Below are 17,080 nucleotides of genomic sequence, written 5' to 3'. Positions count from 1 at the left end.
ATGCGACAGCGGGTCTTCGCCCGCTGCTAGAGCCGCGTCAGTCGTCGTTCGCCGCGCTCTCCATCGCCTGGCGCGCCACCGCATTCAGATGCGCTCCGACCGACTCGATGGTTCTTGAGCCCAACGCCTTTCGGCGCGTGGTCAGGTCGGGCGAACCCGCGTCGTAGTCGGCCATCAGCCGCCGCACGAACGCCCCGCCCTGAATCTCGGCCAACACCTGATCCATCGCCTGGTGCGATCCGGCTCCGATAATCCTCGGCCCGGTCAGATAGGCGCCGTATTCCGCCGTGTTCGAAATCTTGGCGAAGGCGCCCGCGATGCCGCGTTCGTACATCAGGTCGGTCACCAGCTTGGTCTCGTAGAAACATTCGAACCACGCCACTTCGGGCGGATAGCCGGCGTTGACCAGTTTCATGAAGGCTGCGTCGATCAGTTCGGCGATGCCGCCGCACAGAACCACCTGTTCGCCGAACAGGTCGCTCTCGCACTCGTCGCGCATCGTCGTTTCCAAAATGCCCTTGCGCCCGCAGCCCAGCGCCGCCGCATATGACAGGCCCAGCGCATGCGCGCCGCCCGTCGCGTCCTGCTGCACGCCAAACAGGCAGAAGACGCCTTCCCCGGCTTCGTACAGATCTCGGATGCGCGGCCCGATCCCCTTGGGCGAGGCCAGGATGATGTCCAGATCCGCGCGCGGCTCGACCAGGCCGAATCTCACCGACAGGCCGTGGGCGAAGACCAAGGCCGCGCCCGGCCGCACGTTCGGCTTCAGTTCGTCGCGCCACAGATCGCGGTGCGCCTCGTCTGAGGTCATGACGGCGACCACATCAGCGCCCGACGCGGCCTGCCACGCCGTCATCACCTCAAACCCGTCGGCGCGCGCCAGGTCGCGGGTCTTGGAGTCGACCTTTAGGCCCACAACGATGTCAGTCACGCCCGAATCGCGCAGGTTCAGCGCATGGGTGCGACCCTGGCTGCCGTACCCGATCATCGCCACGCGCTTGCTGCGTATGATCGAAAGGTCGCAGTCGCGGTCATGGAAGACGGGCAGCGGATTGGGTAGGGTCTGGGTCATGACCGCCTTCATAACCCCATCCGACGTCGTCGCCTTCTGGAAAGAGGCTGGGCCTGAAAAGTGGTTCGCCAAGGACGAGGCGTTCGACTCCGACTTCCGCGACCGAGGCCACGCCCTGCATTGGGCCGCCGCGCGCCGCGAACTGGACGACTGGATGGACACGCCCGAGGGAGCCTTGGCGCTGCTGATCCTGCTGGACCAGTATCCCCGAAACAGTTTTCGCGGCACGGCGCATCAGTTCGCCACCGATCCTTTGGCCCTGATGTTCGCCAATCAGGCGGAGGCGCGCGATCTGCATCTGGCGGTGGAGCCGGCTTTGAAGAACTTCCTGCTTCTGCCCTTCGAACATTCCGAACGGATCGAGGATCAGGACCGCTACATGGCCTCGGTCGCCGGCGATGAAGAGTTGGAGAAATGGGGCAAGCTGCACCGCGACATCATCGTCCGCTTCGGCCGTTTCCCGCACCGCAACGCCGCACTGGGCCGCCAGACCACGCCTGAAGAACAGGCCTTCCTCGACGAAGGCGGCTTCGGGGGCTGATTCGATTTCTGTGGACTCCCTAGGAGTCCGCATCGATTTGCATTTCGAATCGCAGGTTCTGAGGCAAGCTCGAGAAATGAACGCTCAGGTCGCCATCGCTGAACTTCAGGCTCGCGTCGCCGCCGCGCCGGCCGATCATCCCGAGCGGCAGTATCTGAACCTGTTGCGCGACATCCGCGACAATGGCGTCCGCCGCGACGATCGCACCGGCACCGGCACCTTGGGCGTCTTCGGTCGCCAGATGCGGTTCGATCTGTCCAAGGGCTTTCCCGTCCTGACGACCAAGAAGCTGCATCTGCGGTCGATCATCGTCGAACTGCTGTGGTTCCTGCGCGGCGAAACTAATATCGCCTATCTCAAGGACAACGGCGTCCGCATCTGGGACGAATGGGCCGACGCCGAGGGCGAGCTGGGCCCGGTCTACGGCAAGCAATGGCGGTCCTGGACCGCGCCGGACGGCCGGGTCATCGACCAGATCGAGAAGCTGGTTCATGGGCTGAAGACCAATCCCAACAGCCGTCGCCACATCGTCACCGCCTGGAACCCGGCCGATGTCGACGACATGGCCCTGCCGCCCTGCCACTGCCTGTTCCAGTTCTTCGTCGCCGACGGCAAGCTTAGCTGCCAGCTGTATCAGCGCAGCGCCGATGTCTTCCTTGGCGTGCCGTTCAACATCGCCTCCTACGCCCTGCTGACGATGATGCTGGCCCAGGTCGTGGGGCTGGAGCCGGGCGACTTCGTCCACACCTTCGGCGACGCCCACCTTTATTTGAATCACCTCGAACAGGCCGAGCTTCAGCTGACCCGCGAGCCCCTGCCCCTGCCCGTCATGCAGATCGCGCCCAAGACCGACCTGTTCGCCTTCGACCTCTCGGACTTCACCCTCGAGGGCTACGAAGCCTGGCCGCACATCAAGGCCGCCGTCGCGGTCTGATGAATCTCAAGGACCTTCAGGCCGACGTCCTGCGCATCTCCGACATCTACGCCGCCGAACACGACATCGACCGGGATCGCGACTGGGCGCTGCTGAAGCTTCAGGAGGAGTTGGGCGAACTGACAGCCGAGCATCTGCGCCTATCCGGCCGCGCACGGGGCGCACCTGACAGCCAGGCGCTGGGCGACGAGGCGGCGGATGTGCTGGGGATGCTGCTGATCTACTGCGCGCGGGCGGGTGTCGATCTTGATCAGGCCATGCAGAGCAAATGGCTGAAGTGGCTGGAGCCGAAAGCATGACCGTTCCTCTAATCGCATTGGTCGTCGCGCGTGGACGCAATGGCGTCATCGGCCGTGACGGCGACCTGCCCTGGCGACTGCGCAGTGATCTACAGCGCTTCAAGGCCATCACCGTGGGCAAGCCTTGCCTGATGGGCCGAAAGACCTGGGAGAGCCTGCCGTTGAAGCCTCTGCCCGGTCGGCTGAACATCGTGCTGACGCGTGACGAATCCTACGAAACCGACGGCATGTCGAAGGGCGCGCTGGTTTGCGCCACTTTGGACGAGGCCATCGAGATCGGACGCGAAACCGCCGAGGACGATGGCGTCGATGAGATCTGCATCATCGGCGGCACGGCCTTGTTCGATGCCGCCCTGCCCCGCGCCAGACGCCTCTACATCACGGAAGTGGACGCCTCGCCCGGAGGCGACGCCGTCTTTCCGTCATTCGACGAAACCGCTTGGGTCGAGGTATCGTCGGAATCGCACCCGGCGGGCGAGAAGGACGACCACGCCTTCACCTTCCGCGTGCTGGAACGCCGCTAGGAGAAACAGATGTACGTCACCACGACCAACGACCTGCCCGGCTTTCGCGTCACCCGCCACATCGGCCTGGTTCGCGGTGTCACGGTGAGATCGCGCAACGCCATCTCCGACGCCATCGGCGGGGTGCAGTCCATGCTGGGCGGCCGCGTCGGCGCCTATGTGAAGCTGGCTGAAGCCGGGCGTCAGGAAGCCTATGACGAACTGGTCAAACATGCCCAAGCCCACGGCGCCAACGCCATTCTGGCCGTCCGGTATGACGCGACGGAGATCATGCCGGGCGTAACCGAGGTGCTGTGCTACGGCACGGGCGTGATCGTCGAGCCGGCATAACCGGCTCGACGTTTCCCGATCAGGACAGGGTCATCAGGTCCGAACGCTCGAAGTTGCGCAGCTCGTCTTCGCGGCCGTCGCGAATCTTGGCGACCCACTGAGGATCGGCCAGCAACGCGCGGCCGACAGCGACCAGATCGAACTCCTCATTCTCGACACGACGCAGCAGACCGTCCAGCGAGGCGGGCTTTGAACCTTCGCCGCCAAAGGCCGCGATGAACTCGCCGTCCAGGCCCACGGACCCGACGGTGATCGTGGGCTTGCCCATCAACTTCTTGGTCCAGCCGGCGAAGTTCAGGTCCGAGCCTTCGAATTCCGGCTCCCAGAAGCGGCGCTGCGAGCAGTGGAAGACATCGACGCCGGCGTCCGACAGCGGCGTCAGCCACTCGACCATCTGCTCCGGCGTCTGCGCGATGCGGGCGGCGAAATCCTGCTGCTTCCACTGCGACAGGCGCAGGATGACGGGAATGTCGTCGCCGACGCCCTCGCGCACCGCCTTGACGACCTCGGCGCCGAAGCGGGCGCGGTCGGCGATGGTCGGCCCGCCCCAGCGGTCCTCGCGCGCATTCAGGCCGCTCCAGAAGAACTGGTCGATCAGATAGCCGTGGGCGCCATGGATTTCGACGGCGTCAAAGCCCAGGTCTCGTGCCGCGCGAGCCGACCGCCCGAAAGCGGCGATCGTGTCGGCGACATCTTCCTCCGTCATCGGCTCCATCTTGGTCTTGCCCGGCATGGTCATGCCCGACGGGCTGTCCACCTTGCCCAGCGGCGCCCAGTCCTCGCCCTGTCCCCGGGCCGAGCCGACGTGCCAGATCTGCGGCGCGATCAGACCGCCTGCGGCATGAACCTCTTCCACCACGGACTTCCATTCCGGCAACGCTTCGCCGTGAAAGACCGGAACATTGGCGTCGTTGCGCGCCGCCGGACGTTCGACGACCGTCCCCTCGGTCACGATCAGTCCTACCCCGCCCTCGGCGCGACGGCGATAATAGGCGCCGACGTCGGAGGTCGGGATGCCGTTCGGCGAGAAGGACCGCGTCATGGGCGCCATGACGATGCGGTTGGGCAGGGTCAGCCCCTTGATCGTGAAGGGGCTGAACAGGGCGTCGAGGCTCATTGGATCTCCTTGGGTATCTGTAGCACCCAAGGTGGCGAACAGGGTTGCGTTTGAAAACCCCTTGCCTGGGCTTTTTCTAAATCCCGAGCGCCGCCGAGACGCGCGCGGCGATTTCGGCGAAACGGCCAGCGATATCGCCCTGCGGATCGGTTGCGAAAAGCGGTCGTCCGGCATCGCCGCCCTCTCGTAAGGCTGCGTCCAGCGGCAAGGCCCCCAAGAATGGGATGGATAGGCGCTCGGCCTCGGCTTTTCCCCCGCCTTCACCAAAGACTGGCCCGCTCATGTTCTCGATCAGGCCGAACGTCGGGACATGGACTCGCTGGAACAGGGTGTGGGCGCGCCGCGCATCGGCCAAGGCCACTTCCTGCGGCGTCGACACGATCACCGCCCCATCCAGCGGCGTCTTCTGGATCAAGGTCAGTTGCACGTCGCCCGTGCCTGGCGGCAGATCGACCACCAGCACGTCCAAGGGCGCATCAGCTGTCCCCCAACGCGTCTGGGTCAGCATCTGCGTGATGGCCTGCGACGCCATGGGGCCACGCCAGATCATGGCGTCGTCCATCTTGGTCAAGAGGCCGACCGACATGACTTTCAATCCATGGGCGACGTGCGGCACGATGGCGCCGTCTTCATAGGCGGGTTGGCCGCTGATACCCAGCATGGTCGGCAGCGAGGGCCCATACACATCGGCGTCGAGAATGCCGACCGAAAGCCCGCGCGCCGAAAGTGCGGCAGCCAAATTTACGGCGACGGTGGACTTACCGACCCCGCCCTTGCCACTGGCGACGGCCAGCACGCGGCGGACATGCGCAGGACGGTCGGTCGGGACCGGGGACTTGGCGCGGCCCTGATCGACCGCCGCCTTGGACAGACCCGCCGTGCGTGGCGCAGCAGTAGGCTTGGTCTCAGCGGTCAGAATGACCGAGACACGCGCCATGCCGGGAACGGCCTTCAGCGCAGCCTCCGCCGCGTCACGGACCGGGGCGTACGCGGCGGCCTGGCTGCGATCGACTTCCAGAGCAAACCCCGCGCGACCTTCGGCCACGACCAGACCCTGAACCAGACCGGCGGCGACCAGCCCCTGGCCGGAAACCGGATCGATGACGGCGTCGAGGGCGGCGATGACGGCGGAGCGTTCGACCAAGGCGGTCTCCAGAAGACTTGCAGGCAATGATGCGCGCGTTCTATCGCCCTCGAACCCGTCCCGCGAGCCACGATTTGTCCCAACCGCCCTCAATCACCCTGATCGCCGGCCCGACCGCCTCGGGCAAGTCGGCGCTGGCGCTGAAGATGGCGCGCGAAACGGGCGCGGTGATCATCAATGCCGACAGCCAACAGCTCTACGCCGACCTGCGCATCCTGACGGCCCGGCCCTCGGTTGAGGACGAGGCTCAGGCCGATCATCGCCTTTACGGCGTCGCTGACGCGGCCGACGCCTGGTCGGTCGGGCGCTGGAGCCGCGCCGTCATGGTGTTGCTCGACGACCTTCGCGATCAAGGACGCCCGGCCATTCTGGTGGGCGGCACAGGCCTTTATTTCACCAGCCTGACGCGCGGCCTGGCCGACATTCCAGCGGTGCCGAGCGCGGTGCGCGATCAGATGGATGCCGACTACACGACGCTCGGCGAGTCAGCGTTCCGCCGCCGCCTGGCCCAGATCGATCCCGAGGCGGCGCAGGCCATTGAACAGGGAGACCGCCAGCGACTGGTTCGAGCCATGAGCGTCTTCATCGCCAGCGGTCGCGCGCTGAGCGCCTGGAAGGCCGACACCCAGCCCTTGTTGGCGCCAGGCTCATGGACCGGATGGGTCAGAGAGCCCGACCGTCAGCCGCTCTATGCAAACTGCGATCAGCGCGTGGATCTGATGATCGATCAGGGAGCGATAGACGAAGTTCAATCGCTTGTGGCCCGTGGCTTGCACCCCGCCCTGCCTGCCATGAAGGCGGTCGGGGTTAGAGAACTGGCCGCCTACCAGTCCGGCGACCTGGCCCGCAACGACGCGATCGCCGCTCTGAAACAAGCCACCCGCAACTACGCCAAACGTCAGTTGACGTGGTTTCGAAACCAGACGCCGGACTGGCGCCGCGCCTGAGTGCAATCCGGCGCTTGGAATGCCTCACGGCTGCGCCTATATTCGTCATGTCCGGTTTCGGCCGGACTATAGCGATAAACGCGCTTGTAATAAGCGGACCGGACCCGGGTGCGATTCCCGGCGGCTCCACCAACTCTCTCCCCGCGTTATCGGCGGAGGCAGCATGGGGCCGACTAGCATCGACGGACGTGTAAAGAGGATTGCTTTCGCTCGTCCTGGCCCACCGTATCGGGCCATTTTCTAACTGCGAACGATAACTTCGCTGGAGAAGTCGCTCTCGCCGCGTAATGCGGTTCGAGTGATTTCGAATCTTAAGTCCTAGGGGTTCAGATCCTTGGGCGGGGCCTGTCGGGAGCCTGGCAACAGAATCCCGGCGCTTTCCAAAAGATGGTCGGGAGCCCGGCGTCAGAATCCCGGCGCTTTACCTTCATGACACCTTTCGCCTGCGGCCCTGCGCCGCTATCAGTCGCGCTCTAATGTGAGGTGACGATGAGCGACCAGGCCCCTCCGGTCGATGAGATGCGGTACGAACAGCTGGCGCAGGAAGCCCTGCGCGGCGTTATGCGTGCCGCGCTGGAACGCGTACTGGCCGAGGGCCTACCCGGCGCTCATCACTTCTACATCACCTTCAAGACGCGCGCCGTCGGCGTCAGCGTGGCCCCTGACATCCTTGCGAAATATCCGGAAGAGATGACGGTCGTTCTGCAGCACCAGTACGATGACCTGCGCGTCGAGTCTGAGCGTTTCTCGGTCAAGCTGCGCTTCGGCGGCATGCCCAAGAGCCTTGTCATCCCCTATTCCGCGATCACGCGCTTCTACGATCCTAGCGTCCAATTCCTGCTGCAGTTCGAAGACCCGCAGCTTCTGGACGAGGTCGAAGACGAGCCGACCCCGCCGCAGGACATGCCGCCGATTTCGGACGGACCAAAGGTCGTTTCGCTGGACCAGTTCCGCAAAAAATAGCCGCCGTTAGTCTTTACGCGGATAGGAGCGGATCAGGATCCGCTCTTTTTCGCCTTCGCGTCTTTCGACCAGCAGCCGCGCGACCTGGGCGTCGTCGTGGAACAGATAGCCCTTGATGGAGTCGAGCAAGGCCTTGGCCAGGTTGTCGAGGTCCATCCAGGGCGGCTCGCCGACATGCTCCATGCGGATTTCGACGACGTGGTCGCCCCATGATGGTCTGGCTCCGCGCCATTCCTTACGCATGAACTCATAGACCAGCGGCTTGTAGTACTTGGCCTGGGTCGTCAGGCCGTCGATAACGATCTCGACCGCATCGCCATCCTCGCGCGCCCTGACCTTGCCGGTCCCTATCCAGCCGGCGGTCACGGTCGCATCGACTTCATACAGACGGCGGGCGCCGCATCCAGCAAACGCGCGGAGCGGATGCCGACGGGCGGCGTAAGCTGCTCCTGAGAGTTCACGGGCATCCGCTGGATCCGGCGCGCGACATCCAGTCCTTGGAGCACGGCTCCGAATGCGGCGAAGCCCTGACCGTCAGGATTCCGCCCTCCGCCATAGTCCAAACTCGGCGTATCCTCAGTGACGATGAAGAAGCTGGAGGTCGCGCTGTCCGGTCCGTCCCGCGCCATGGACACCGCGCCGGCCGTATGACGCAGGCCAGTGTCTCGTGTCCGTTCAAGAATGATCGGCGGCCGCGAGGCGTCATCGCTGCCGCGTGGCGTCGCCGCCTGGATTACGTCGATAGGATAGCGGCTGGCGGTATTGGTATCGCGGTTGACCGTTCGGAAGAACGTGCCCCCATCATAATCACCGGTCACGACGTAGCCGATGAAGTTGCATGTCGTGCTCGGCGCGACGGCTGCATTCAGCGCCAGCACAATCGTGCCGGCGGTCGTATCGAGCGCAACGCGGGGCCTTATGGGTTCAGGCTGAACAGTCGCGCAGCCCGCCAGCGCCGACAGCGCCGCCACGGCGATCAGCCCTCGTCTCATATCCGCGCTCTTCTTGCCCTGCATGGCTCTCGTGCTACACCGCCGCGCAACCCATCGCCACGCCTGAGAGACGAGATTTACGCGCATGAGCAACGTCCGCACAGAGACCGACACCTTCGGCCAGATCGAAGTCACCGCCGATCGCTACTGGGGCGCTCAGGCGCAGCGGTCGCTGGGCAACTTCAAGATCGGTTGGGAAAAGCAGCCCCTGCCGGTCGTGCGCGCCCTGGGCATCGTCAAGCGTGCGGCCGCCGAGACCAACCGCGACCTGGGCAAGCTGGATCCGGCCCTGGCCGACGCCATCATTAAGGCCGCCAATGAGGTTATCGAAGGCAAGCTGAACGACCACTTCCCGCTGGTGGTCTGGCAGACGGGTTCGGGCACCCAGTCGAACATGAACGCCAATGAAGTGATCTCGAATCGCGCGATCGAGATTCTAGGCGGCGAGATGGGCTCTAAAAAGCCGGTCCACCCCAACGACCACGTCAACATGAGCCAGTCGTCCAACGACACCTATCCCACGGCCATGCACGTCGCCTGCGCCGAGCAGGTGGTCAACGACCTGATCCCGGCCCTGAAACATCTGCATGCCGCCCTGGACGCCAAGGCCAAGGCCTGGGCCCATATCATCAAGATCGGCCGCACCCATACCCAGGACGCCACGCCTCTGACGCTCGGCCAGGAGTTCGGCGGCTATGCGCAACAGGTCGAAAACGGCATCAAGCGCATCGAACAGACGCTGCCGGCCCTTATGGAATTGGCGCAGGGCGGCACCGCCGTCGGCACCGGCCTGAATGCACCCATCGGCTTCGCCGAGAAGGTTGCGGCCCAGATCGCCGAGATCACCGGCCTGCCCTTCACCACGGCCCCGAACAAGTTCGAGGCCTTGGCCGCCCACGACGCCATGGTCTTCAGCCACGGCGCCATCAACACGGTCGCCGCCAGCCTGTTCAAAATCGCCAACGACATCCGCTTCCTGGGCTCCGGCCCGCGTTCGGGTCTGGGCGAATTGGCGCTGCCGGAAAACGAGCCAGGCTCGTCGATCATGCCGGGCAAGGTCAATCCGACCCAATGCGAAGCCCTGACCCAGGTCTGCGTCCAGGTGTTCGGCAACAACGCCGCCCTGACCTTCGCGGGATCGCAAGGCCATTTCGAGCTGAACGTCTACAACCCCGTGATGGCCTACAACTTCCTGCAGTCGGTGCGCTTGGTCGCCGACGCGGCCATCAGCTTCACCGACAACTGCGTCGTCGGCATCGAGGCGCGCGAGGACAATATTGCGCGCGGCCTGAACAACTCGCTGATGCTGGTCACCGCTCTGAACGGCAAGCTGGGCTATGATCTGTGCGCCAAGATCGCCAAGACCGCGCACAAGAACGGCACCACGTTGCGCGAAGAGGCTGTCGGCGGCGGCTATCTGACGGACGCGGAGTTCGATGAAGCCGTGCGGCCGGAGAAGATGATCTCGCCGGGCTGACCCCTCCAAGATCGAGATTTTTGAAACGCCGACGTCGTCTGACGTCGGCGTTTTCGTTTGGGTCAGGCTTTGTCGCGGATGGTGCGTCCGACCGGCGCCAGCGCCAGCTTGGCCAGTTCGAGATCCTTCAGCGCAAACGGAATGCCGATGATGGAGACGAACTCCGCCACGGCGATGAGCAGGTGCGTCAGGGCGATGTACCAGCCGGCCACGACGAACCAGACGATGTTCAACACGACGCCGACACAGCCAGCGACGGGATGCGGGTCCTGCCACACGATCTCGCGACCGAAGGGCCAGAACGAATAGCTGGCGATGCGCCACGCCGCGAACGTCCACGGCAGGCCGACGACGGTCAGCGCGAGGATCGCGCCGCCCAGTAGCCACAGCAGCCCGGAAATCCAGCCGCCGAAGATGAGCCAGAGGACATTCAGGATCAGGCGCATCAAGACAGGCTCCACTGTCGCCCAATGCGACATACCTCAGATAAGCAAAAGACCCCGCTTGTGCAGCGGGGCCTTCATTAAATCGGCGTCAGATCGGCCTTAGTGCGGCTTCTCGGTCCAGCGCGCCTTGGCGTCGTCTTGGGTCAGGCTCAGATGGACGTGCTTGTCGTCAACCCGTTCGACCCAGCTGACCGGGATCATGTGGTGCTTGAAGCCGCCGGCGAAATCCAGCTTCGCCAGTTCGATCTGGTCGCCCAGGACGTGATCGACCCGCCCCACGTGACCGCCGTCCGAGCCCACGACTTCGAGGTGTTCCTTGATGAGCGAAACGTCAACCATGTGTATCTCCAGCAGTTTGGTTTGTCCTGCCGATGAGAACACACCCGGCCTGCGACGGTTTCAAACGGCGACGCTTGTTCATCGCCTTGATGACAGGATTGGCAAGGACGCGGTAGAAGCCGGCGTTCACACGGAACCGGAACTCAAGATATGCGGCGGATTGGATCAGGCCTGTTCGGCGTCCTCATGGCCCTGGCCTTGTCGGCGTGTGGAACGCTGGATCGCCCGACCGGCCCCCTCCGCATCACCGACGGCACGCTCGTCAAGGCGGAAGACCCTCGCATCCGCGCCAGCGACAACGCGCGCCTGCAGGCCTTCACCCAGGAAATCGGTCAGCGACTTCGGCCTGACAAACCGACGTCGATCCTGGCGCTGTCTGGCGGCGGCGCAAACGGGGCCTACGGCGCCGGGCTTCTGGTCGGTTGGACCGAACAGGGCGATCGCCCCGCGTTCGATGTCGTCACCGGCGTCAGCACGGGAGCGCTTGCCGCTCCGTTCGCCTTTCTTGGATCGGATTGGGACGACGAACTTCAGCACGCCTATACCAGCGGCGCCGCCAGCAATTTGCTGAGCTGGCGCAGTTTCGCCGCCTTCCTGAACCCGAGCCTGTTCTCGTCGCAGGTCCTGCGCAATCTGGTGGACGAGAACGTCACCCCTGAACTGATGCAGGCCGTCGCGCGCGAGCACGCCAAGGGCCGACGCCTGCTGGTGGCGACGACCGATCTGGACAGCGAGGAAACCGTCATCTGGGACATGGGCCTTTTGGCGACCCAGGGCGACGAGAACACCCGCGAACTGTTCAAGGAGGTGCTGGTCGCCTCGGCCAGCATTCCCGGCGTCTTTCCACCGGTTCTGATCGCCGGGCTCCAAGACGACGACAAGGTGGTTCTGGAAATGCATGTCGACGGCGGCGTCAACACGCCGTTTCTGGCTATTCCTGAAGACCTGATGCTGTGGACCCGTCCGAAGGACGAAGGGCGTGTCGGTGCCCTCTATGTCATCGTCAATGGTCAGGTCGGCCGCAACGACGGGGTTACGCCCGGCCGCCTGTCGGGAATTCTGTCGCGCACCTATGACAGCATGAGCAAGTCGTCGCTGCGCATCCATCTGGCGGTGACGGCGGCGTTTGCGCGGCGCAATGGGCTGGACATGGCGCTGTCGGCAATTCCAGACAATGTCGCCGCGTCCAGCCTGAAGTTCGATCCGGAGACCATGACGGCCATGTTCGAACTGGGTCGCCAGCGCGGACGCGGCACCGATGCCTGGACACGGCTGGGCGAGCGCCCGGCGGACCAGCCCTTCATCCCCCAGACGACGATTTCGGAGTCTGAAGTGCCGGCTGTGCTGACGCCCGAGCCCTCGGCGAAACCGTCGGCGCATACGCCCCCCGGTGACAAGCCCACGTCGTAGTCATGGGCGAGATCATCAATCTGAACCGGGCGCGAAAGGCCCGCGCCAAGGCCGAGGACAAGGCGCTGGCTGCCGCCAACCGCGCGGCGCACGGACGCTCCAAGGCCGAAAAGACCCTGTCCGCTCTTGAGCGTCGTCGCGCCGAGAAGCAGTTGGACGGTCAGAAGCTGGAGCCGAAATCCGACGACTGACGGCTCAGGCCTTGGGCGCGCGGATCAGCATGACCTGCCCCGCCAGCACAAGCGCCAGTCCGATCAGGGCGCTCCAACCGAAACGCGCGCCTTCGAACAGCACCGACACCAGCATGGCGATGGGCGGCGTCAGAGCCGAGATGTAGCTGGCCAGGGCATAGCCGCGCTGGCGCGCGATGGTGAAATATAGGCCGAACGCGATCACCGAGCCGAACAGCGACAGATAGAGCAGCGACAGGACATAGTCCGGCGTCGGCTCGATCCGCCACGTCACGCCGGTCGCCATGCCGTACAGCGCCAACATCACTGTGCCATAGGCCATCGCCCAGGAGGTGGCGGCCATGACGGGCGCGCCCGCCTGCTGTCCCTTCCAGGCGAACCAGTTGCCAAGCGCCGAAGCCAGTACAGCGGTCAGGGCGAAGATGACGCCCAGCCCCGGATTAAGGCCAGCGCCGGCCGCCGTGATCTGGCCGTAGGACAAGACCCCGACGCCCATGACGCCCAGAACTGCGCCGATCCAAGCGGCCGGCGCCGCCTTCTGTCCGCCGAGCAGCCGAAACAGGATCAGGTTCACAAAAGCCAAGGCGGCGAAGATCACCGCGACCACAGCCGACGCCACCTGCCCTTCCGCCGCATAGACGAAGCCATAGCTGACCGCGAAAACGAAGGCGCCCTGCCCGATGGCGGCCAGATGCTGGCTGCGCGTCAGACGCAGCGGCCGGCGCGTCACGGCGCAGAAGGCGAACAGGACCGCCGACGCCAGACCAAACCGCCAGACGATGGAGACGATGGAATCAACCGGCCCCAGCTGCAGGGTGATCGCGTACCAGGTCGTGCCCCAGATCAGGGCGCAGATGGCGATCGCGGCGATCGCAAAGGGGCGGCTCAAGGGTTGATCTCCGACGGTGGACGGCCCGCATAACACGCCCTGACGCCACCCGCCCTCACGTCTTGCGCCTGAGTGTGGCACACTGGACGCCTCGAAGGAGATCGCCATGCGAAACGCCCCCCTGATCCTGCCCGCCGCCCTGGTCCTGGCAGCCTGCGCCGCCACGCCGGACGTGACCACCGGAACGACGGTGGTGAACGTGACCGCCACCTATCGCGAACGGATCATGTTGTCGCCCGGCCATGTCCTGACCGTCAGGGTTGAGGATGTCAGTCTGGCCGACGCGCCCGCCAAGGTTCTCGCCGAGACCAGCGAGCCGTTGACCGGCGCCCCGCCTTATCGCGTCACTCTGGGCTTTTCCACGTCTCAGATCGATCCGCGACACACCTATGCCGCGCGCGCCGAGATCCGAGACGCGGCAGGCGCCCTAGTCTTCGTCACAGACACCCGCCACGCGATCTTGACGAACGGCGCGCCGGCCTCGGCCGAGATCGTGCTGAAGTCCGCGCGTTGAGCAGCCTCAGCAAACGTTCGGTCGCCCTTGCCGGCCATGCCACCTCGGTGGCGCTGGAGCCGGAGTTCTGGGCCGTGCTGGACCGGATCGCAGCCGCCCGCAGCCTCAGCAAGGCGCAACTTCTGGCCGAGATCGACGCCGGTCGCGGCCGACGCCCCCTCGCCTCCGCCTGTCGCCTGCTGGCGCTGGACTGGGTGGCGGATCATGGACGTCAGCCGTGAACGCCGTCTGGAGAATCGGCTAGTCGCCGCGGCCGCGCCCGCCATGGTCCTCTATAGTTTCCGATCGGCTGATCAACTGCACCTCGTCTGAAGGGGCGTCGCCCATTTCGACGACCGCCACCCAGATCGCCATGATGGCGAACATCGCGGTCATGCCCAAGGCAAAGGCGATCCAGCCCGCTCGTCCGTTCGGCTTGCGGCGCGTCGGCCCTTGCTGGTGATCGTCGTGCTGCATTGCAGCTAGGAACCGACCCTCGCCCGCACGGTTCCGAGCTTTCGTCATGCGCGGCCCTGACTTTGTCGCGCGGTCACCTTATGTTCCGGTTTGATTCTGACTGACGGATAGTTTTGCGCCTGTGACCGATCTTCCCGCCCCCCGCATTTCCGACCTCGCGCGCGCTCGTGCGCCCGAGGGCGAGGCGCCGCGTGATTATCTCAAGGGACTGAACCCGGAGCAGCGCGAGGCGGTCGAGACGACTGAGGGGCCGGTTCTGGTTCTGGCGGGCGCGGGTACGGGCAAGACCCGCGTTCTGACGACACGACTGGCGCACATTCTGGCGACAGGCCGGGCCAAGCCGTGGGAACTGCTGGCTGTCACCTTCACAAACAAGGCCGCGCGCGAGATGCGCGAGCGCATCACCCATCTGATCGGCCCGTCGGCCGAAGGGCTTCGCTGGCTCGGCACCTTCCACTCCATCGCCGCCCAGATCCTGCGTCGCCACGCCGAACTGGTCGGTCTGAAATCCAGCTTCACCATCCTGGACACCGACGACCAGGAACGGGTGCTGAAACAGCTGCTGGAAGCGGCCAATATCGACACCAAACGCTGGACGCCCAAGTCGCTGTCCGGCCTGATCGATCACTGGAAGAATCGCGGCTGGACGCCGGACAAGCTGCCGCCGGGCGAGGACTTCGCCAACGGCAAGGGCCAGGGCCTGTACGCCGCCTATCAGGCGCGCTTGCGCAGCCTGAACGCCTGTGACTTCGGCGATCTGCTGCTGCACAACATCACCATCCTGTCGCAGCATGCGGACCTGGCTGAGGAATATCGCAGCCGCTTCCGCTACATTTTGGTGGATGAGTATCAGGACACCAACGTCGCCCAGTATCTGTGGCTGCGGCTGCTGACGGCCTCGACCGGCAACGTCTGCTGCGTCGGTGACGATGATCAATCGATCTATGGCTGGCGCGGGGCCGAGGTGGACAACATCCTGCGCTTCGAGCGCGACTTCCCCGGCGCCAAGATCGTCAAGCTTGAGCGCAACTACCGGTCGACCAGTCATATCCTGGGCGCGGCGTCCGGGCTAATCGCCGCCAACCGCGACCGTCTGGGCAAGACCCTGTGGACCGAGGACGACAGAGGCGACAAGGTGCGGGTGCGCGGCGTCTGGGACGGCGAGGCCGAGGCCCGCCTGATCGCCGACGAGATCGAGACCGCGCGGCGTCCCCACGCCGGCGAGCCGGGCCTGAAATACAAGGACATGGCCATTCTGGTCCGCGCTTCGTTCCAGATGCGCGCCTTTGAAGAACGGCTGGTCATGCTGGCCATTCCCTACACCGTCATCGGCGGGCCGCGCTTCTTCGAGCGCGCCGAAATCCGCGACGCCCACGCCTATCTGCGCCTGATCCTGTCGGAAGACGACGACCTCGCCTTTGAGCGGATCGTCAATGTGCCCAAACGCGGCATCGGCGACACCAGCGTGCAGAAAATTCTGCAACTGGCCCGCCAGCACGACCTGTCGGCCCTGACCGCCGTGCGGGGCCTGATCAATACCGACGAGCTTCAGGCCCGCACGCGCACCGCTCTGTCCAACTTCGTGCGCGACATCGACCGCTGGCGCCAACTGTCCGAGACCACGCCCCACTGGCAGGTCATGGAGACGGTGCTGGAGGAGAGCGGCTACACCGACATGCAGAAGGCCGACCGCACCAGCGGCCAGACCCGCCTAGAGAACCTGAAGGAACTGACCCAGTCGATGCAACAGTTCGAGACGCTACAGGCCTATCTGGAGCACGTCTCTTTGGTGATGGATCTGGAGCGCGCGACCAGCGACGATCCCAACGGCGACGGGGCGGTGCAGATCATGACCCTGCACGGCGCCAAGGGGCTGGAGTTCCCGCTGGTCTTCCTGCCCGGCTGGGAGGAAGGCGTCTTCCCCAGCCAGCGCAGCATCGACGAAAAGGGAGAAAAAGGCCTCGAGGAGGAACGCCGCCTGGCCTATGTCGGCGTCACCCGCGCCAAGCAGGACGCCCGCATCTCCTTCGCCGCCAACCGGCTGGTCTATGGCCGCTGGACCTCGCAACTGCCCAGTCGCTTCGTCGACGAACTGCCCATCGCCCACGTCGATCCCCAATCCGACACCGGCTATTACGGCGCATCGACCGGCATGAAGGAGGCCAAGAGCCGCTGGGACGACGCGCCATCCTTTGGCAGCGGTTATTCGTCCCCCGGATGGAAGCGCGCCCAATCCTTCACCGCCGCTCAGACGCCAGCCAAGCTTCCGGCGCGCAAGGCCGTCATCGAAGGCGACGGTCGCCTAATCGCGACCGCCGATCCCAAATCCAGTTCAGGCTGGAAAAAGGGCGAACGCGTCTTTCACCAGAAGTTCGGCTACGGGAACGTGCGCGTGGTCGAAGGCAACAAACTGCTGGTCGAGTTTGAAAAGGCCGGGGAGAAGCGCGTGATCGACAGCTTTGTCGAGAAGGCCTAACCCGGCGCTCTAACGCAAC

The 17,080-nt window shown here is 64.9% G+C and carries 22 protein-coding genes and 1 other RNA gene; 14 read left to right on the top strand and 9 right to left on the bottom strand.

Features of this window, described 5'->3' with window-relative positions:
• Positions 1-37: 37 nt before the first annotated feature.
• The gene (ilvC, locus tag HNP47_RS02675; RefSeq protein WP_184278171.1) at positions 38-1,072 is read right to left on the bottom strand and encodes a ketol-acid reductoisomerase; all 1,035 of its coding nucleotides are present in this window, start codon (positions 1,070-1,072) and stop codon (positions 38-40) included.
• On the opposite strand from ilvC, the gene HNP47_RS02670 reads away from it, so the two are divergent.
• The 5 genes from HNP47_RS02670 (at position 1,071) to HNP47_RS02650 (ending at position 3,700) form a co-directional block, all read left to right on the top strand.
• Positions 1,071-1,613 (top strand): DUF924 family protein, encoded by a 543-nt coding sequence (locus HNP47_RS02670; RefSeq protein WP_184278169.1) that lies wholly within the window; start codon positions 1,071-1,073, stop codon positions 1,611-1,613. The genes ilvC and HNP47_RS02670 overlap by 2 nt on opposite strands.
• A gap of 76 nt (positions 1,614-1,689) precedes the next feature.
• Positions 1,690-2,547, top strand: coding sequence for a thymidylate synthase (locus HNP47_RS02665; RefSeq protein ID WP_184278167.1), 858 nt, complete (start codon positions 1,690-1,692; stop codon positions 2,545-2,547).
• On the top strand, positions 2,547-2,846 hold the full coding sequence (locus tag HNP47_RS02660; protein WP_184278165.1) for a phosphoribosyl-ATP pyrophosphohydrolase: 300 nt from the start codon (positions 2,547-2,549) through the stop codon (positions 2,844-2,846). Before HNP47_RS02665 ends, HNP47_RS02660 begins: the two co-directional genes overlap by 1 nt.
• Positions 2,843-3,370 carry a dihydrofolate reductase gene (locus HNP47_RS02655; RefSeq protein ID WP_184278163.1) on the top strand — a complete coding sequence of 176 codons (528 nt, stop codon included), beginning with the start codon at positions 2,843-2,845 and terminating at the stop codon, positions 3,368-3,370. The genes HNP47_RS02660 and HNP47_RS02655 overlap by 4 nt, the downstream gene beginning before the upstream one ends.
• Before the next feature lie 9 nt (positions 3,371-3,379).
• Positions 3,380-3,700 carry a YbjQ family protein gene (locus HNP47_RS02650; protein WP_039243695.1) on the top strand — a complete coding sequence of 107 codons (321 nt, stop codon included), beginning with the start codon at positions 3,380-3,382 and terminating at the stop codon, positions 3,698-3,700.
• A 19-nt stretch (positions 3,701-3,719) separates the two neighbouring features.
• Here the strand turns inward: HNP47_RS02650 and HNP47_RS02645 are convergent, their stop codons facing one another.
• Positions 3,720-4,817 carry an NADH:flavin oxidoreductase gene (locus HNP47_RS02645; RefSeq protein ID WP_184278161.1) on the bottom strand — a complete coding sequence of 366 codons (1,098 nt, stop codon included), beginning with the start codon at positions 4,815-4,817 and terminating at the stop codon, positions 3,720-3,722.
• A gap of 76 nt (positions 4,818-4,893) precedes the next feature.
• Entirely contained in the window at positions 4,894-5,961 is a 1,068-nt protein-coding gene (locus HNP47_RS02640) for an Mrp/NBP35 family ATP-binding protein (RefSeq protein ID WP_184278159.1), read from the bottom strand.
• A gap of 74 nt (positions 5,962-6,035) precedes the next feature.
• On the opposite strand from HNP47_RS02640, the gene miaA reads away from it, so the two are divergent.
• The 3 genes from miaA (at position 6,036) to HNP47_RS02625 (ending at position 7,871) form a co-directional block, all read left to right on the top strand.
• Positions 6,036-6,908: a tRNA (adenosine(37)-N6)-dimethylallyltransferase MiaA gene (miaA, locus tag HNP47_RS02635; protein WP_184278157.1), complete on the top strand. Its 873-nt coding sequence runs from the start codon at positions 6,036-6,038 to the stop codon at positions 6,906-6,908.
• A gap of 10 nt (positions 6,909-6,918) precedes the next feature.
• Positions 6,919-7,286: a transfer-messenger RNA gene (gene ssrA / locus HNP47_RS02630) on the top strand.
• 111 nt (positions 7,287-7,397) lie between these two features.
• Complete coding sequence (locus HNP47_RS02625; RefSeq protein ID WP_184278155.1) at positions 7,398-7,871, top strand: SspB family protein; 474 nt, start codon at positions 7,398-7,400, stop codon at positions 7,869-7,871.
• Between the two features lie 6 nt (positions 7,872-7,877).
• Here the strand turns inward: HNP47_RS02625 and HNP47_RS02620 are convergent, their stop codons facing one another.
• A complete protein-coding gene (locus tag HNP47_RS02620) occupies positions 7,878-8,258 on the bottom strand; it encodes a RusA family crossover junction endodeoxyribonuclease (protein WP_221414970.1) in 381 nt (126 codons plus the stop codon).
• Positions 8,234-8,863 (bottom strand): peptidylprolyl isomerase, encoded by a 630-nt coding sequence (locus tag HNP47_RS02615; protein ID WP_184278151.1) that lies wholly within the window; start codon positions 8,861-8,863, stop codon positions 8,234-8,236. Before HNP47_RS02615 ends, HNP47_RS02620 begins: the two co-directional genes overlap by 25 nt.
• 85 nt (positions 8,864-8,948) lie before the next feature.
• Here HNP47_RS02615 and fumC point away from each other — a divergent pair, with 85 nt between their 5' ends.
• Positions 8,949-10,340, top strand: a complete 1,392-nt coding sequence (gene fumC, locus HNP47_RS02610; protein ID WP_184278149.1) for a class II fumarate hydratase — start codon at positions 8,949-8,951, stop codon at positions 10,338-10,340.
• Between the two features lie 62 nt (positions 10,341-10,402).
• On the opposite strand, the gene HNP47_RS02605 is transcribed toward fumC, so the two are convergent.
• The gene (locus HNP47_RS02605; RefSeq protein WP_184278147.1) at positions 10,403-10,789 is read right to left on the bottom strand and encodes a YccF domain-containing protein; all 387 of its coding nucleotides are present in this window, start codon (positions 10,787-10,789) and stop codon (positions 10,403-10,405) included.
• A 96-nt stretch (positions 10,790-10,885) separates the two neighbouring features.
• Positions 10,886-11,125 (bottom strand): DUF2171 domain-containing protein, encoded by a 240-nt coding sequence (locus HNP47_RS02600; RefSeq protein ID WP_039243689.1) that lies wholly within the window; start codon positions 11,123-11,125, stop codon positions 10,886-10,888.
• A 150-nt stretch (positions 11,126-11,275) separates the two neighbouring features.
• Here HNP47_RS02600 and HNP47_RS02595 point away from each other — a divergent pair, with 150 nt between their 5' ends.
• Positions 11,276-12,535: a patatin-like phospholipase family protein gene (locus HNP47_RS02595; protein ID WP_184278145.1), complete on the top strand. Its 1,260-nt coding sequence runs from the start codon at positions 11,276-11,278 to the stop codon at positions 12,533-12,535.
• A gap of 2 nt (positions 12,536-12,537) precedes the next feature.
• The gene (locus HNP47_RS02590; RefSeq protein WP_184278143.1) at positions 12,538-12,726 is read left to right on the top strand and encodes a DUF4169 family protein; all 189 of its coding nucleotides are present in this window, start codon (positions 12,538-12,540) and stop codon (positions 12,724-12,726) included.
• A 4-nt stretch (positions 12,727-12,730) separates the two neighbouring features.
• On the opposite strand, the gene HNP47_RS02585 is transcribed toward HNP47_RS02590, so the two are convergent.
• On the bottom strand, positions 12,731-13,615 hold the full coding sequence (locus HNP47_RS02585) for a DMT family transporter (RefSeq protein ID WP_184278141.1): 885 nt from the start codon (positions 13,613-13,615) through the stop codon (positions 12,731-12,733).
• A 106-nt stretch (positions 13,616-13,721) separates the two neighbouring features.
• On the opposite strand from HNP47_RS02585, the gene HNP47_RS02580 reads away from it, so the two are divergent.
• A complete protein-coding gene (locus HNP47_RS02580) occupies positions 13,722-14,129 on the top strand; it encodes a YbaY family lipoprotein (RefSeq protein WP_184278139.1) in 408 nt (135 codons plus the stop codon).
• The gene (locus tag HNP47_RS02575) at positions 14,126-14,350 is read left to right on the top strand and encodes a ribbon-helix-helix domain-containing protein (RefSeq protein WP_184278137.1); all 225 of its coding nucleotides are present in this window, start codon (positions 14,126-14,128) and stop codon (positions 14,348-14,350) included. Before HNP47_RS02580 ends, HNP47_RS02575 begins: the two co-directional genes overlap by 4 nt.
• 19 nt (positions 14,351-14,369) lie before the next feature.
• Here the strand turns inward: HNP47_RS02575 and HNP47_RS02570 are convergent, their stop codons facing one another.
• Positions 14,370-14,633: a hypothetical protein gene (locus HNP47_RS02570; protein WP_184278135.1), complete on the bottom strand. Its 264-nt coding sequence runs from the start codon at positions 14,631-14,633 to the stop codon at positions 14,370-14,372.
• Between the two features lie 73 nt (positions 14,634-14,706).
• Between HNP47_RS02570 and HNP47_RS02565 the strand changes: the two genes are divergently transcribed.
• On the top strand, positions 14,707-17,061 hold the full coding sequence (locus HNP47_RS02565) for a UvrD-helicase domain-containing protein (protein ID WP_184278133.1): 2,355 nt from the start codon (positions 14,707-14,709) through the stop codon (positions 17,059-17,061).
• Positions 17,062-17,080: the final 19 nt, after the last annotated feature.

Source organism: Brevundimonas vesicularis (assembly GCF_014204545.1).
Classification (GTDB): Bacteria; Pseudomonadota; Alphaproteobacteria; order Caulobacterales; family Caulobacteraceae; genus Brevundimonas; species Brevundimonas vesicularis_B.
The sequence above is the reverse complement of the archived record's forward strand: the minus strand, read 5'-3'. Positions and strand labels throughout refer to the sequence as shown.

Excerpts from the sequence above, each read along its gene's own strand:
- fumC (WP_184278149.1), top strand. The coding sequence starts at position 8,949 with ATGAGCAACGTCCGCACAGAGACCGACACCTTCGGCCAGATCGAAGTC.
- HNP47_RS02615 (WP_184278151.1), bottom strand. The coding sequence starts at position 8,863 with ATGAGACGAGGGCTGATCGCCGTGGCGGCGCTGTCGGCGCTGGCGGGC.
- ilvC (WP_184278171.1), bottom strand. The coding sequence starts at position 1,072 with ATGACCCAGACCCTACCCAATCCGCTGCCCGTCTTCCATGACCGCGAC.
- HNP47_RS02625 (WP_184278155.1), top strand. The coding sequence starts at position 7,398 with ATGAGCGACCAGGCCCCTCCGGTCGATGAGATGCGGTACGAACAGCTG.
- HNP47_RS02650 (WP_039243695.1), top strand. The coding sequence starts at position 3,380 with ATGTACGTCACCACGACCAACGACCTGCCCGGCTTTCGCGTCACCCGC.
- HNP47_RS02645 (WP_184278161.1), bottom strand. The coding sequence starts at position 4,817 with ATGAGCCTCGACGCCCTGTTCAGCCCCTTCACGATCAAGGGGCTGACC.
- HNP47_RS02670 (WP_184278169.1), top strand. The coding sequence starts at position 1,071 with ATGACCGCCTTCATAACCCCATCCGACGTCGTCGCCTTCTGGAAAGAG.
- HNP47_RS02660 (WP_184278165.1), top strand. The coding sequence starts at position 2,547 with ATGAATCTCAAGGACCTTCAGGCCGACGTCCTGCGCATCTCCGACATC.
- HNP47_RS02590 (WP_184278143.1), top strand. The coding sequence starts at position 12,538 with ATGGGCGAGATCATCAATCTGAACCGGGCGCGAAAGGCCCGCGCCAAG.
- HNP47_RS02580 (WP_184278139.1), top strand. The coding sequence starts at position 13,722 with ATGCGAAACGCCCCCCTGATCCTGCCCGCCGCCCTGGTCCTGGCAGCC.
- HNP47_RS02600 (WP_039243689.1), bottom strand. The coding sequence starts at position 11,125 with ATGGTTGACGTTTCGCTCATCAAGGAACACCTCGAAGTCGTGGGCTCG.
- HNP47_RS02655 (WP_184278163.1), top strand. The coding sequence starts at position 2,843 with ATGACCGTTCCTCTAATCGCATTGGTCGTCGCGCGTGGACGCAATGGC.
- HNP47_RS02570 (WP_184278135.1), bottom strand. The coding sequence starts at position 14,633 with ATGACGAAAGCTCGGAACCGTGCGGGCGAGGGTCGGTTCCTAGCTGCA.
- HNP47_RS02665 (WP_184278167.1), top strand. The coding sequence starts at position 1,690 with ATGAACGCTCAGGTCGCCATCGCTGAACTTCAGGCTCGCGTCGCCGCC.
- HNP47_RS02595 (WP_184278145.1), top strand. The coding sequence starts at position 11,276 with ATGCGGCGGATTGGATCAGGCCTGTTCGGCGTCCTCATGGCCCTGGCC.